The sequence below is a fragment of the Bradyrhizobium sp. 197 genome, from assembly GCF_023073375.1.
Lineage (GTDB): Bacteria > Pseudomonadota > Alphaproteobacteria > Rhizobiales > Xanthobacteraceae > Bradyrhizobium.
In genome coordinates, this window is sequence record NZ_JADPJJ010000004.1 from 32859 (window position 1) to 46583 (window position 13725).

A 13725-nucleotide genomic window follows, 5' to 3' on the forward strand; every position below is an offset into this window, starting at 1 on the left:
GTCAGCGCCCGCACAGCATGCCGTCGTCATGGACGGCGGGCGTGATGGTCGGCGACGCCTCCGCATATTGGTTGACCGCGCACAGCCCGGCGCTCGCGGCGCAGGTCGCGGCAAAGGTCCAGGGCGGCGTATTGGTCTTACTGATAGAGACCTTGCCGCCGGTCGAGGTGATGATTGCGGTGTCGCCGGGCTGCGTGAGCTGCACGCACTGCAAGCTCGTCGTGCATACGCTGGCGGCGCCGTCCTGCAGCACGACGACCGAGCGGCCGCGCTGGGACAGGATATCGAGCGTGGTGCCGCGCACGCCGATGGTCGCGAGCGGCGTCGTGATCTTGTAGGCGGTCTTCGCGGAATGTCCCGTAACGAAACGGAATGCGCCGGTGGTCATGCGGATCGCGACGTCGCGATAGCTGTGCTCGTCGTTGAAGACGGTGCGGTCGAGCTTGAGCGTCGCGCTCGGGCCGAGTGACAGATTGGTGCTGTCGGCCATCACGAAGCGCGCCGCGCTGTCGGCGCCGGTGCGCACGGTCTCGTCGCGCAGCATGCCATCACCGACACTGATCGGCGTCGTGGTCGCGGCCACGCGCACGACCTCGTTCTGGATCACGACGGCTTCACCGACGCGCGTCTGCGCTTGCGCGCAAGGCGCTGCGCACAAGGCGGCCGACAACAGCGTGGAGAAAAGCCAGAAACGCAAATTCATTTCGCAATCGATCGATTTGTCCCTGATCGTACCGGATCGCGCGCGCTTGCGATGTGGCGAAATTATCACAAGCGACGCGGGACCTGCGTTATGCTTAGTGACAGTTGCGGCAGAATGCGTTCAATGAAAAGCGCGATCTTTGTTTTTGTCCGCGGTGACGCAAATTTGCCACGCAAAACTTCTCCACAAATGCCGCTCGACTTGCCCGCAGTTCCGAAGGTGTCGCGGAGCGCAGTGATTGCTGTCGTGATTTTCCTGGTCGCGCATCTCGCGCTGCTGATCGGCCTCACGACGCCGGAGAAGTTCGTCTTCGACGAGGTGCACTACGTGCCGGCTGCGCGGCAGATGCTGGCACCGGCGATGTCGCAACCGATGCTCAATCCGATGCATCCGCCGCTGGCCAAGGAGCTGATCGCGGTCTCGATCGCGGGCTTCGGCGACAACGCGCTGGGCTGGCGCTATCCCGCGACATTGTTCGGGGCGCTCGCGATCGTCGCGACCTATCTGTGCGGCCTCGCGCTGTTCGCCGCGCAAGGACCTGCGATCGCCGCCGCGCTGATCGCCGGCTGCAACCAGATGCTGTACGTGCAGGCGCGCATTGCGATGCTCGACATTTTTGCGTTGGGCTTCGGCCTGCTCGCGATGGCCGCCTTCATGCACGGTTTTCGAAGGGATCGCCCGCATGCGTTGTTCGCGCTCGCGGGCAGCCTGTTCGGCTGTGCTGCGGCCTGCAAATGGAGCGGCCTGTTTCCGCTCGGAATCTGCATCGTCATGGTTGCGGTGATCCGCCTGATGCAGGGCTGGCGCACGCTGTTTGCCGACGCGAAGCCGAGTGACTGGTATCGGCCCGATCTGTGGCCCGATTTTCGGATGCAGCATGCCGCGCTGTGCTTTGCCGTGCTGCCGGCGCTGACGAATCTCGCCGCGTTCGTTCCGCTCTATGGATTGTCGCTATCGGATCTGATCGAGGCGCAGCGCCGGATCTTCGCCGACAACACCACGACGGCGATCGCCGGCCACACCTATATGAGCGCGTGGCCATCCTGGCCGTTGCTCGCGCGACCGGTATGGTTCCTGTTCGACAAGACCACGGAGGACAACGTCTCCGCAATCGTCTTCCTCGGAAATCCGCTGGTGCTGTGGCCCGCGTTGCTCGCGCTCGCGGTCGTGCTGCGCGATTTCGTCGTCGCGCGTCGCTGGGATGCGTTCCTGATTGCGGCCTTCTACTTCGGGTCCTGGCTCGCCTGGGCGTTGCTGCCGCGCACGCTCGGCTTCATCTACTATTATCTGCCGGCTGCGACCGTGGCGTCGCTTGCGCTGGTCTACGTGCTGCGCCGGGACGGTCTGCCCCGCTGGATGTTGTGGGCCTATGTCGGCATCGCAGCGATCGGTTTTGCGGTCATGCTGCCGATCTCCGCGGCGTTTGTCGGCGTGTCGATGCAAACCTTCGGCCGGCTGATGCTGTTCCAGAGCTGGATATGACATCGCCGCCTGCCGGGGGAACGGCGGGCGGCGTCTTCATTGGCAATGACCGGGGAATTACTTCGACGCGGACTTGGTGTCCATGTTGACGACCTGGACGCGGCGGTTGATGGGGTCGGTCCCGTTGGCGGTATCCTTCAGCTTGGTCTTGCCATAGCCGACGGTGACGAGATCGGTGCCGGTGAGGCCGTAGTTCTGCACCAGGTACTTCTTGATGGTGTCGGCGCGACGTTCGGAGAGGCCCTGATTGTATTCTTCGCCGCCGACCGCATCGGTGTGGCCGGCGACCACGAAGGTCGAGCCCTTGAGCGACGGATCGGACAGGGCCTTCCCGAGCGCCTGCACCGACGATACCGAGGTCTTGGCGATGTTGGCCGAGTTGTAGTCGAACTGGATTTCCAGATCGATGTTCGGCTTGGTCGCCGCGAGCTCGGCGATCTGGTCGCGCTCGCCGGTCGAGAGCGACCGGGTCGAGCGGTTGCGCACCGTATTCAGGAACGTCGATTCCTTGGCCTGCACCGTCGGATCGGCCTGCGGACCGGCGGAGAGGCCGCGGGTCGCCGGCTTCGGCTTCAGTGCATCCAGGATCTGGCCTGTGGAGACGTTGTTGTCGCCGGCCAGGGCGAGGCCCGCCGTCATCGACAGCGCTGCCGAGAGAGCAATCGCCTTCAGTCCAAAAAAATTAACAAAACGGGTCATTGTCGTATCCTCGCTGTTACGCCTGATGGCGATTTGATGCTGCGAGCATAGGGAAGGTTCAAAGCACCTAATGTGATCTTGGTCACGGTGGCTATAGCCGCTCCCGGAGTGATCCTAACGCATTTTGCGGCGTGGACATCGATCGTCGCAAAGCCGTCGCGGCATGGTCAGCTCGCGGACAAGATGTCGGCCAGATGCGCGCCTAGCCCCTTCAACCGACAATCACGAGCGAGGGAGCCGAGTTCCATCCAGTGCCGAGGCCAAGTGACTACCAGACCTATCGCAGTGGCCCGACGGAACGGACAGTGCCCCTGAGCTCAATGCCCGTCTATATCGGCGCGGCCATGATCGCGGTGGCGATCCTTCTATCGACGCTGATCACAGGGATGACCTCCCGCTATGTCGGGCTTGAAGGGTCGACCGACGAGAACATGTGGCTGGTCGATCGTCTCACCGGCAGTGTCTATCGCTGCCAGGCGGAGGGGCGCGGCAGAGCCGCGTGCGAGCCGGACGTCGCCACGGGTAGCGTCGGCGATCGGTCCAAAGCCCCGAAAGATGACCGCTGAGCCTCCACTTTCGCACCGCCGACACGCCGGCCAAGGTGGCGGCCAACAAGGAAATGGCCATGGCTAACACCGACATGAGCAATGGCAAGATGAAGAGCGCCTGCATGCACTACATGAAGTCGCAGAAGGCGATGACGATGACATAGGCGCGAGGCGCGCCCATCGACCGCGCTGTCAGCAGTTGGCAGCGCGTTTTTTCTTTGGCCGATGCTTTGCCGTCTCCTTTCTCCCGGCGCGAATTCCGCTACATTCCTTCCCGCAATGTCCCGCGCGCCCAAACCGATTCCACTCACCACGACACAGGCCCGGCAGATCTGGCTTCATGCCCAGCGGCTGGATGAGCGCGCGCCGTTCGGAGGCGGGGCGCAGGCCGTCGCCGACGCAGTCGCCCATCTCGGCTATGTACAGATCGACACCATCAACGTGATCGAGCGCTGCCATCACCACATCCTGTTCAGCCGCATCCCGTCCTACCGCCGCGCCGATCTGCGCCACGCCCAGAGCGTGGACAGAAGCGTCTTTGAATATTGGACGCATGCGCTCTCTTACGTGCCGGCCGGCGACTTCCGCTTCTTCCTGCCGGCCATGCGCGAGCACCGCCGCGAGGGGCACAAATGGTTCGCCTCGGTGATGCCTGCCGACATGCGCAAGGTGATGCGGCTGGTGCGCGCCGGCCCGCTGACGATCCGCGACATCGAGGACGACGTGCTCACCGAGAAGGAGCATCTCTGGCAGAGCCGAAAACCCTCGAAGCGGGCGTTGCAACTCGCCTTCTATACGGGGGCCGTGACCATCAGCGAGCGCCAGGGCATGCTCAAGACCTATGAGCTGATGACGCGCCATTTCGGCTGGGACAAGCTGCCGAAGCCGGCCTCGACCAAGGACATCACGGCCTATCTGCTCGACCGCGCGCTACGGTCGCAGGGCGTGGTGAGCCTCGATTCGATCTGCCATCTCGACGCGCCGCGCAAGGCGGCGGTGGCGGGCCTGATCGCCTCGCGCGCCCGCCGTGGCGAACTCGTGCCCGTGACGATCGACCGTGCCGGCAAGCAGGAGCACTGGGCACAGCCGGCAGCGCTCGAGCCGGGCGAGCGCGCGTCCTCCGATCTCGTCCACATCCTCTCGCCGTTCGATCCGCTGATCATCCAGCGCAAGCGCACCAATCTCTTCTTCGGCTACAACCATCTGTTCGAGGCCTATGTGCCCAAGGCGAAACGCAAGCTCGGCTATTTCGCGCTCCCCGTGCTGGTCGGCGACGAAATCGTCGCCGCGCTCGATCTGAAGACCGACCGGCAGGCGAAGAAGCTGCTGATGCAGAAATGGACCTGGGTCGGGCAGGGCAAGAAGACGGCGGCGCGCAAGGAGCTGAAGCAGAAGATCGAGGAGGAGCTCGATCGTTTCGAGAAGTTTCAGCTGGCGGAGTGAGGATGTCGTCGTAAGCCGGATTGGCGCAGCGTAATCCACCACTGTCTATTTCCGCGGAAGCGAAGGTGGTGGGTTACGCCTTCGGCTGACCCACCCTACGCATCGCGACGAATCGATCAATCCAAGCGCCGAACGCAATCCCGAAACCGTACGCCAGCAAATTCCACAGCGAGAAGATGCGGCCCAAGAGCAGCGCCCCGGCTGTGGTCAGCCTGAACGCATCGAGCCACGGCGTATGCACCTGCCGGGAAAACTCGACGACGACCGCGATCACCATCGCGATGGCCGCGATCTGCGCTCGTGGCAGCCGCGGCAGCAAAACGCCGGCCAGCAGAAACACCATCGTTGCCCACAGCAGCGAGCCGCCGTACTTCACCACGAAGGCGGGCAGGCCGAGCGGAAAACCGTACCAGCGCAGGGACAGCCTGCAGACGATCACCGCCAGCGCCAGCCCGGCGCGGATCAGGGATGTCCGTAACGGCGCAATAGGTTTATCCGGCTGCGCCCCTTGCATTGCTCGCTCCATTGACTCTCGGCCGATGATGCTCAAAACCGCTCTCTGCCAATAAAAGCAACAATCCCGGGGGGAAGCCATGAGCCAGACCACGACCTATGCCGGTTCGACCGGCGGCGCCAAGAGCGAAATCGAGGCCTCGACGATTCGCGCTATATCCTGGCGCCTGATTCCGTTCCTGGTGCTGGCCTACTTCTTCTCCTATCTCGACCGCGTCAATCTCGGCTTCGCTGCGCTGACCATGAATGCCGAGCTGAAGTTCACGCCGCTGATCTTCTCCTGGGGCGCCGGCATCTTCTTCATCGGCTATTTCATCTTCGAGGTGCCGAGCAATCTGGCGCTGGAGAAATTCGGCGCCAGCCGCTGGATCGCCCGCATCATGGTGACCTGGGGCATCATCTCGGGGCTGATGGCGCTCACGAGCGGTGTCACGAGCTTCTACGTCCTGCGCTTCCTGCTCGGCGTCGCCGAAGCCGGCTTCTTCCCCGGCATCATCCTCTATCTCACCTATTGGTATCCGGCCGAATATCGCGCCCGCTTTCTCGCGGCCTTCGCCATCGCCGTTCCGGTCTCGACCGTGATCGGTGCGCCGGTCTCGGGCCTGCTGCTCGGACTTGACGGTGCGATGGGGCTGAAGGGCTGGCAGTGGCTGTTCATCATCGAGGGCATTCCTTCCGTGCTGCTCGGCATCGTCACCTGGTTCTATCTCACCGACAGGCCGGAAAAGGCGGACTGGCTCTCTGCCGAGCAGAAGACCTGGCTCAAGTCCAGGCTCGATTCGGAAGTCGCGGCCAAGCAGGCGGTGAAGCATCTGTCGCTCGGCGAGGCCTTGTCGTCGCCGAAGGTGATCGCGCTCAGCCTGGTCTATTTCGGCTTCGTCGGCGCGCTCTACGGCATGCAGTTCTGGCTGCCGCAGATCGTCAAGGCGTTCGGCCTCACCAATGCGCAGACCGGCTTCGTCACCGCGATCCCATATCTGTTCGGCACCATCGCGATGATCCTGTGGGCGCGGCACTCGGACGCCACGCGCGAGCGCGTGATGCATGTCGGCGCGCCGCTGCTGCTTACCGCCGCTGCGCTTGCCGTCTCCTCCTATCTCACCGATCCCACCATGACGATGGTGGTGCTGACTGTCGCCGCGATCGGGGTGTTCTGCTGCTTCGGCGTGTTCTGGACCCTGCCGACCGCCTGGCTCTCCGGCACGGCGGCGGCCGGCGGCATCGCCCTGATCAACTCGATCGGCAACCTCGCCGGCTTCGGCGGCCCCTACCTGATCGGCTGGGTCAAGGAAGCCACCGGCCAGACCTCGACCGGCTTGTTGGTGCTGGCGGTCCTGCCTCTGCTCGCCGGCATCCTGGTGTTCATCGGCGGCCACGACAGCAAGCACGAGTTCGCCGAACAGGGGCGGCGAGGGGGCTGATATTCCGGGGTGCTCCTTCGGACCGTCCTGGAAGGGCGAAGCTGCTCCGGCGCACGGATCGCTAACCTGTGCCACGGGATTTTTGTGAGCCAGCCAGCCCGAGAAACACCAGCATGGCGCGATTGAGGCGCAACAGATCCTCGTCGTCGAGCCGCCCGATCAGCATGCCCATCTTGGATTTCGGTACCGTGGTGATCTTGTCGACCATCAGGCGGCATGCCACTCGGAGGCCGTTGCGATCGTTCGGTTCGACCTGCAATCTGAAGAGTGGTGCCTCAGTTTCGAATGTTGTTATTGGGCAAACCGTGATCGATTCCGTTGCGTCAAAATCGTCGTCTTGCACGACGATGATCGGACGCGGTTTCCCTCCGTAGTCCTTTGCGCCTGCTGCTGTCCAAACTTCGCCTCTCTTCATTGGTTCGTGAACCGCCATGCTGGGCACGCTCAGTTGCTGGACCTCCGTCCGCGCGCGGACGAATTTCAGTGGGAGCGAGTTTGGGCCAAAGCCTGCTGCGAAGCTGTTTCGGGCCTGAGGCCCTGCCGACGAGATTCCCTGCGCTGTTCACAGGTTATTCTGTCTCGCCAGGCCAATCGGAGATCGCATCGACGAAAGCCTGATCCTCATCCTCATGCGGGTTCGATGCGACCGCCAATGATTGGCGATGGGCTTCCGCCTTGAAAGAGGCTGAACGTACATCCGGAACCCAGATCTGGATCGGACGGAGCCCCTGCGCGCGCAGCCGCTCTCGATGCTTGCGGACCTTCGCTCGCGACGACTTCGGCTTAGAAGAGGACGGCATAGTTCTCTCCGTTTGGTTACATGTAACCATATCAGGCGAAGAGAGTTCCGCCAATCCACGGAATCTTACCATCCCTTAACGATCACGCTTTCCTGATGACTGACGATTATTGACTTTCATCAGCGATTAGTCGACATTCCTCTCATTGCAGCCGCAGGAGTGTTCTCCGATGTTCGTCCGGTCAGTTTTGTCAAGCTATTCCAAGCTGTTGGCGGGTGTGTCGCTGGCGTTGATGGCTGCCGCCCTGGGCGGGTGCAATGACACCGTTGCTGAAAAGGCCGAGCCGCCGCGGCCGGTTCTGGTCGCAACCGCCCATTATGATGCCGAAACGCCGGAGCGCAGCTTCGTCGGCACGGTCAGGCCGCGGATCGAGAGCGATCTCGGTTTTCGCGTCGCCGGCAAGGTTGCCAAGCGCCTGGTCGAGGTCGGCCAGACCGTCGAGATCGGCCAGCCGCTCGCGACCCTCGATGAGATCGACCTGAAGCTCCAGGCTGAGCAAGCGGTCGCCGAGCAGACCGCTGCGACCGGCGTGCTGGCTCAGGCCGCCGCCGCCGAGCAGCGCGCCAAGGATTTGAAGGCCAAGGGCTGGACCACCGATGCCCAACTCGACCAGAGCCGCGCTTCCGCCGATGAGGCGCGCGCGCGCCTGAATCGGGCCGAGCGCTCGGTCGAACTGACCAATAATTCCCTTTCCTACGCGACGCTCAACGCCGACGCCCGTGGCGTCGTCACCGCAACGCTGATCGAGCCAGGCCAGGTGGTTGCCGCAGGCCAGACCTCGATCCGTGTCGCCCGCTTTGCCGAAAAGGAAGCGGTCGTCGCGATCCCTGAGACGCTGGTCGGACGTGCCAAGTCGGGCGCCGCCAGCGTCACTCTTTGGTCGGAGCCGGGCAAGAAATATACGGCCAAGCTGCGCGAGATCGCGCCGACCGCGGATTCCGCCACGCGCACCTATCTCGCAAAATTCTCGCTGCCCGAGGCCGACGACAAGGTTTCGCTCGGCATGACCGCGACACTGACGCTGTCGGATGCCGCGACCGAGCGCGTCGCGCGGTTGCCGCTGTCGGCGCTGTTCAACGAAGGCGGCAAGCCGTCCTTCTTCGTCGTCGACGACAACGGCGCGGTCACGCTGAAGCCGGTCGCGGTGAAGTCCTACGAGAGCAACGACGTCGTCATCAGCGGCGGTGTCGAAGAGGGCGCCAAGATCGTCGCCCTCGGCGTTCAGAAGCTCGATCCGGGCCAGAGGGTGCGGATCGTATCGTCACTGTCCTTTTAAGTCTCGTTTACGAGTTACGTCGTGTGAGGTGAGTTTCGGCCTAAGCGCAAATGCTGGGGCTGAAGCGGCGAAGCGATCCAGAACCTGCCCAGCCCCCTGGATTGCTTCGCTGCCTCGCGACGACGCGTTGAACAGAGTAGCTGCCTTTTTTTGCAACCGGATCATCTTTGGAGAGTGCGATGAAGCGCTTCAACCTTTCGGCCTGGGCCGTCGGCCATCCGACCCTGGTCCTGTTCCTGATGGTCATACTCGGCATCGCCGGGTTCTTCTCGTATCAGAAGCTCGGCCGTGCCGAGGATCCGTTCTTTACGGTGAAGGTGGTCAACGTCTCCGTGATCTGGCCGGGCGCGACCGCGCAGGAAATGCAGGCTCAGGTCGCCGATCCCATCGAGAAGAAGATCCAGGAGCTGCCCTATTTCGAGAAGGTGCAGACCTATTCCAAGCCCGGCTTCACCGCGCTCCAGGTGACCTTCCGCGATTCCACGCCGCCGAAGGATGTGCCGTATCTCTTTTATCTGCTGCGCAAGAAGCTGGTCGACGTGCAGGCCCAACTGCCCGCGGGGATTCTGGGCCCCGTCGTCAACGACGAGTTCTCCGACGTCGATTCGATTCTCTACATGATGACCGGCGACGGCGCCGATTATGCGCAGCTCAAGAAGGTCTCGGAGGGTTTTCGGCAGCGCCTCCTGAAGGTGCCCGGCGTGACCAAGGTCGACGTCTACGGCAACCAGGATGAGCGCATCTTCGTCGAGTTCTCGCACGCCAAGCTCGCCACCCTCGGCATCACGCCGCAGGCGCTGTTCGATTCGCTCGCCAAGCAGAACAACGTGACCCCGGCCGGCACGGTCGAGACCTCGTCGCAGCGCGTGCCGCTGCGCGTCACCGGTGCGCTCGACGGCGCCAAGGCCGTGGCCGAGACCCCGGTCGAGAGCAATGGCCGCGTGTTCCGCCTCGGCGACATCGCTACTGTCACCCATGGCTATGTCGACCCGCCGAGTTTCATCGTGCGCCAGGAAGGCAAGGCCGCGATCGGCATCGGTGTCGTCACCGCCAAGGGCGCCAACATCCTCGATCTCGGCAAGGAGGTCGAGAAGGCGACGGCTGAATTCATGAAGGCGGTGCCGCAGGGCGTCGACGTCAAGCTGATCGCCGACCAGCCCAAGGTGGTCGAGCACGCCGTCGGCGAGTTCGTGCACTCCTTCATGGAAGCCCTCGTCATCGTGCTGTTCGTGTCGTTCCTGGCGCTCGGCTGGCGCACCGGCATCGTGGTCGCGCTGTCGGTGCCCTTGGTGCTCGGCATCGTCTTCGTCGTCATGAACACGATGTCGCTCGACCTGCACCGCATCACGCTGGGAGCGCTGATCATCGCACTCGGCCTGCTCGTCGATGACGCCATCATCGCGGTCGAGATGATGGTGGTGAAGATGGAGCAGGGTTGGGACCGCATGCGTGCGGCGTCCTTTGCCTGGGAATCCACTGCGTTTCCGATGCTCACGGGAACGCTGGTCACGGCCGCTGGCTTCCTCCCCATCGGCTTTGCCAACTCCGCGGTCGGCGAATATGCCGGCAGCATCTTCTGGATCGTGGCGATTGCGCTGGTCGCGTCCTGGTTCGTGGCGGTGATCTTCACGCCCTATATCGGCGTCATGCTGCTGCCCAACATCAAGGTGCACCATAATCACGATCCGCACGCGGTCTACGAGACCCGCATGTATCGGGGCCTGCGCGCCATCGTGCAATGGTGCGTCAACCACCGCATCACCGTGGTGGTCGCGACCGTCGGCGTTTTCATCGCCTCGATCGTCGGATTCGGCCACGTCCAGCAGCAATTCTTCCCGCTGTCCGAGCGCCCCGAACTGTTCCTCCAGCTTCGCCTGCCCGAGGGCACCGCCTTCAACGTCACGGAAAAGGCGGTGAAGAAGGCCGAGACGCTGCTCAAGGACGACAAGGACATCGAGACCTATACGGCCTATGTCGGGCAGGGCTCGCCGCGCTTCTGGCTCGGCCTCAATCCGCAGCTTCCGAACGAGGCTTTTGCCGAAATCGTCATCGTCGCAAAGGGCGTCGAGGCGCGCGAGCGCATCAAGGCCAAGCTTGAAAACGCCGTCGCCGACGGCGCACTCAACGAGGCCCGCGTGCGCGTCGACCGCTTCAATTTCGGCCCCCCGGTCGGCTTTCCGGTGCAGTTCCGCGTGATCGGCCCCGACGCCAACAAGGTGCGCGAGATCGCCTACCAGGTCCGCGACGTGATGCGGCAGAACAAGAGCGTCAAGGACGTCCAGCTCGACTGGAACGAGCAGTCACCTTACCTCAAGCTCGTCGTCGACCAGGATCGCGCCCGCGCCATGGGCCTGACGCCGCAGGACGTGTCGCAGGCCCTGTCGATGCTGATCTCGGGCTCACAGGTGACGACCGTGCGCGACGGTATCGAGAAGGTGGCCGTGGTCGCCCGTGCGATCCCGTCCGAACGCCTCGACCTCGGTGGCGTCGGTGATCTCACCATCACCTCGCGTAACGGCGTTGCCGTGCCGCTCCAGCAGATCGCCAAGATCGAATACGGCCACGAGGAGCCGATCATGTGGCGGCGCAATCGCGACATGGCGATCACGGTGCGCTCCGACGTCGTCGACGGCGTGCAGGCGCCCGACGTCACCGGCCAGATCACGCCGAAGCTGAAGGCGATCACGGACAACCTCGAGCCGGCCTACCGCATCGAGGCGGGCGGCGCGTTCGAGGAATCCGCCAAGGGTAACGCCTCGATCTTCGTTCTCTTCCCGCTGATGGTCATGGTGATGCTGACGCTGCTGATGTTCCAGCTTCAGAGCTTCTCCCGCTTGATCCTGGTGTTTTTAACCGCACCCCTCGGTATCGTCGGCGCCTCCCTCGGGCTCAACATCGCCAACGCTCCGTTCGGCTTCGTGGCGCTGCTCGGCCTGATCGCGCTCGCCGGCATGATCATGCGCAACGCGGTGATCCTGGTCGACCAGATCGAGACCGACGTTTCTCATGGCTTGACCCGTCGCGAGGCGATCGTAGAGGCCACCGTCCGCCGTGCCCGACCGGTGGTGCTGACGGCGCTCGCCGCCATCCTCGCCATGATCCCGCTGTCGCGCTCGGCGTTCTGGGGTCCGATGGCGATCACCATCATGGGCGGACTGTTCGTTGCGACCTTCCTGACGCTGCTGTACCTGCCGGGCCTCTACGCCCTCTGGTTCCGCAAGAGCCTGGATGAGGCAGGCACCCCCGAGCAGCCCGCCGCGCCGCAGCATGGGAGCGATGACGAGCACGCAATTCCGCTTGCTGAGGCGGCTGAATAAGTGAAGATGAACTGCTGATTGACGAGTCCTGACAGATGACACTGGTTTCGGAACATATCGAAGGCGACACCCGGGATCGTATTCTCGAGGTGGCCGAACGGCTGTTCCGCCAGATCGGCTATCTCAAGACCACGGTCGGGGACATCGCCAAGGAGCTCAAGATGAGCCCCGCCAACGTCTATCGCTTCTTCGAATCGAAGAAGGCGATTCATCAGGCGGTGGCCCGCTCGCTGATGTGCGAGGTCGAACTGGAAGCGCAGCGGATCGTGGCGAGGCCGGTTCCGGTACTCCCGCGCTTCCGCGAGTTGCTCTCCACCATCCATCGCATGAACACCGAGCGCTATGTCGGCGATTCCAAGTTGCACGAGATGGTCGAGATCGCGATGCAGGAGGACTGGGACGTCTGCGTCAACCACATGGAGTGCATTGCCGGGATCATCGGCCAGATGATCGCGCAAGGCGCGGCCTCCGGCGAGTTCGAGGCGCCGGACCTGCAACTGGCCGCGCTCTGCGCCTGCACCGCGATGATGCGCTTCTTCCACCCCCAGATGATCGCCCAGTGCGCCACCAAGCCGGGTCCGACCATCGACCAGATGATCGATTTCGTCATCGCGGGATTGTCCCCGCGGCACTGACGCGGCGGCGGATTTCTTCCTATAAGCAGGCCGACGTAGTCCGGATGGAGCGAAGCGCAATCCGGGCACAAGGACCGGGGAAAAGCCAGCGTGACCGACAAAGACCTGCACTTCTACGAGCCCGCCAAGGGCCACGGCCTCAAGCACGATCCCTTCAACGCCATCGTCGCGCCGCGGCCGATCGGCTGGATTTCGTCGCGCGACACCAACGGCCACGTCAATCTCGCGCCCTACAGCTTCTTCAACGCGTTCTGCTATGTGCCGCCGATCATCGGCTTCTCCTCCACCAACTGGAAGGACACCGTCGCGAACATCCAGCAGACCGGCGAGTTCGTCTGGAATCTCGCCACCATGGACCTGGCCAGGCACATGAACGCGACCGCCGCCCACGTCGGGCCTGAGGTCGACGAGTTCAAGATTGCAGGCCTGACCGCCGTGCCCGGCAAGCTCGTCAATGTGCCGCGCGTCGGCGAAAGCCCGGTCGCCTTCGAATGTAAGGTGGCGGATATCGTCCGCCTCAAGGGCGCCGACGGCAAGGAAGCCAATGCCTGGCTGACGCTCGGCGAAGTCGTCGCCGTCCACATCGATAAGGCCATGATCAAGGACGGCGTCTACCAGACCGCCGCCGCCCGCCCGATTGTCCGCGCCGGCCGCAGCGGTGATTATTTCGAGATCAAGCCGGAAAATATGTTCGAGATGGTGCGGCCGGATTAGCCCGGCCGACCTCGTCGCCTAGCCCCCTCCCGGAACTGCCACCACGCCCCGGCCGTTATAGCCTCTGGGCGGCCGCCCGGCCGCGTCAATTCGCGTATTTTCGCAGGCGAAGTGTTCACCTCCGCCGGCCACTTTTCGCTAAAATGCCCGACAGCCGCGCCGATGCACGAGGTC

At 63.5% G+C, this 13725-nt stretch carries 13 protein-coding genes; 8 read left to right on the top strand and 5 right to left on the bottom strand.

What is annotated here, in order from left to right:
- Position 1: 1 nt before the first annotated feature.
- Entirely contained in the window at positions 2 to 703 is a 702-nt protein-coding gene (locus IVB27_RS01020) for a FecR family protein (protein WP_247440693.1), read from the bottom strand.
- A 51-nt stretch (positions 704 to 754) separates the two neighbouring features.
- Between IVB27_RS01020 and IVB27_RS01025 the strand changes: the two genes are divergently transcribed.
- Positions 755 to 2185 carry a phospholipid carrier-dependent glycosyltransferase gene (locus IVB27_RS01025; RefSeq protein ID WP_247440696.1) on the top strand — a complete coding sequence of 477 codons (1431 nt, stop codon included), beginning with the start codon at positions 755 to 757 and terminating at the stop codon, positions 2183 to 2185.
- 57 nt (positions 2186 to 2242) lie between these two features.
- Here the strand turns inward: IVB27_RS01025 and IVB27_RS01030 are convergent, their stop codons facing one another.
- A complete protein-coding gene (locus IVB27_RS01030) occupies positions 2243 to 2884 on the bottom strand; it encodes an OmpA family protein (RefSeq protein WP_247440698.1) in 642 nt (213 codons plus the stop codon).
- Positions 2885 to 3204: 320 nt separating this feature from the next.
- On the opposite strand from IVB27_RS01030, the gene IVB27_RS01035 reads away from it, so the two are divergent.
- Complete coding sequence (locus tag IVB27_RS01035) at positions 3205 to 3450, top strand: hypothetical protein (RefSeq protein ID WP_247440700.1); 246 nt, start codon at positions 3205 to 3207, stop codon at positions 3448 to 3450.
- Positions 3451 to 3711: 261 nt separating this feature from the next.
- Positions 3712 to 4875, top strand: coding sequence for a winged helix-turn-helix domain-containing protein (locus tag IVB27_RS01040; RefSeq protein WP_247440702.1), 1164 nt, complete (start codon positions 3712 to 3714; stop codon positions 4873 to 4875).
- Positions 4876 to 4948: 73 nt separating this feature from the next.
- Here the strand turns inward: IVB27_RS01040 and IVB27_RS01045 are convergent, their stop codons facing one another.
- Complete coding sequence (locus IVB27_RS01045) at positions 4949 to 5389, bottom strand: ribosomal maturation YjgA family protein (RefSeq protein WP_247440703.1); 441 nt, start codon at positions 5387 to 5389, stop codon at positions 4949 to 4951.
- Positions 5390 to 5468: 79 nt separating this feature from the next.
- On the opposite strand from IVB27_RS01045, the gene IVB27_RS01050 reads away from it, so the two are divergent.
- Positions 5469 to 6809, top strand: coding sequence for an MFS transporter (locus IVB27_RS01050; RefSeq protein WP_247440705.1), 1341 nt, complete (start codon positions 5469 to 5471; stop codon positions 6807 to 6809).
- A gap of 61 nt (positions 6810 to 6870) precedes the next feature.
- Here the strand turns inward: IVB27_RS01050 and IVB27_RS01055 are convergent, their stop codons facing one another.
- Both IVB27_RS01055 and IVB27_RS01060 read right to left on the bottom strand, forming a co-directional pair.
- Entirely contained in the window at positions 6871 to 7224 is a 354-nt protein-coding gene (locus IVB27_RS01055; protein ID WP_247440914.1) for a type II toxin-antitoxin system PemK/MazF family toxin, read from the bottom strand.
- Between the two features lie 154 nt (positions 7225 to 7378).
- Positions 7379 to 7681, bottom strand: coding sequence for an antitoxin MazE family protein (locus IVB27_RS01060; RefSeq protein WP_345946801.1), 303 nt, complete (start codon positions 7679 to 7681; stop codon positions 7379 to 7381).
- Between the two features lie 97 nt (positions 7682 to 7778).
- Here IVB27_RS01060 and IVB27_RS01065 point away from each other — a divergent pair, with 97 nt between their 5' ends.
- From IVB27_RS01065 to IVB27_RS01080, 4 genes are all read left to right on the top strand, one after another.
- Positions 7779 to 8885: an efflux RND transporter periplasmic adaptor subunit gene (locus IVB27_RS01065; protein ID WP_247440709.1), complete on the top strand. Its 1107-nt coding sequence runs from the start codon at positions 7779 to 7781 to the stop codon at positions 8883 to 8885.
- Between the two features lie 179 nt (positions 8886 to 9064).
- The gene (locus IVB27_RS01070; RefSeq protein WP_247440711.1) at positions 9065 to 12202 is read left to right on the top strand and encodes an efflux RND transporter permease subunit; all 3138 of its coding nucleotides are present in this window, start codon (positions 9065 to 9067) and stop codon (positions 12200 to 12202) included.
- 35 nt (positions 12203 to 12237) lie between these two features.
- Positions 12238 to 12837: a TetR/AcrR family transcriptional regulator gene (locus IVB27_RS01075; RefSeq protein ID WP_247440713.1), complete on the top strand. Its 600-nt coding sequence runs from the start codon at positions 12238 to 12240 to the stop codon at positions 12835 to 12837.
- A gap of 90 nt (positions 12838 to 12927) precedes the next feature.
- Positions 12928 to 13551, top strand: coding sequence for a flavin reductase family protein (locus tag IVB27_RS01080; RefSeq protein WP_247340480.1), 624 nt, complete (start codon positions 12928 to 12930; stop codon positions 13549 to 13551).
- Positions 13552 to 13725: the final 174 nt, after the last annotated feature.

Coding starts and splice junctions, on each gene's coding strand:
- IVB27_RS01075 (WP_247440713.1), top strand. CDS start 12,238: ATGACACTGGTTTCGGAACATATCGAAGGCGACACCCGGGATCGTATT.
- IVB27_RS01055 (WP_247440914.1), bottom strand. CDS start 7,224: ATGAAGAGAGGCGAAGTTTGGACAGCAGCAGGCGCAAAGGACTACGGA.
- IVB27_RS01025 (WP_247440696.1), top strand. CDS start 755: ATGTGGCGAAATTATCACAAGCGACGCGGGACCTGCGTTATGCTTAGT.
- IVB27_RS01035 (WP_247440700.1), top strand. CDS start 3,205: ATGCCCGTCTATATCGGCGCGGCCATGATCGCGGTGGCGATCCTTCTA.
- IVB27_RS01045 (WP_247440703.1), bottom strand. CDS start 5,389: ATGCAAGGGGCGCAGCCGGATAAACCTATTGCGCCGTTACGGACATCC.
- IVB27_RS01065 (WP_247440709.1), top strand. CDS start 7,779: ATGTTCGTCCGGTCAGTTTTGTCAAGCTATTCCAAGCTGTTGGCGGGT.
- IVB27_RS01040 (WP_247440702.1), top strand. CDS start 3,712: ATGTCCCGCGCGCCCAAACCGATTCCACTCACCACGACACAGGCCCGG.
- IVB27_RS01020 (WP_247440693.1), bottom strand. CDS start 703: ATGAATTTGCGTTTCTGGCTTTTCTCCACGCTGTTGTCGGCCGCCTTG.
- IVB27_RS01030 (WP_247440698.1), bottom strand. CDS start 2,884: ATGACCCGTTTTGTTAATTTTTTTGGACTGAAGGCGATTGCTCTCTCG.
- IVB27_RS01060 (WP_345946801.1), bottom strand. CDS start 7,681: ATGGTAAGATTCCGTGGATTGGCGGAACTCTCTTCGCCTGATATGGTT.
- IVB27_RS01050 (WP_247440705.1), top strand. CDS start 5,469: ATGAGCCAGACCACGACCTATGCCGGTTCGACCGGCGGCGCCAAGAGC.
- IVB27_RS01070 (WP_247440711.1), top strand. CDS start 9,065: ATGAAGCGCTTCAACCTTTCGGCCTGGGCCGTCGGCCATCCGACCCTG.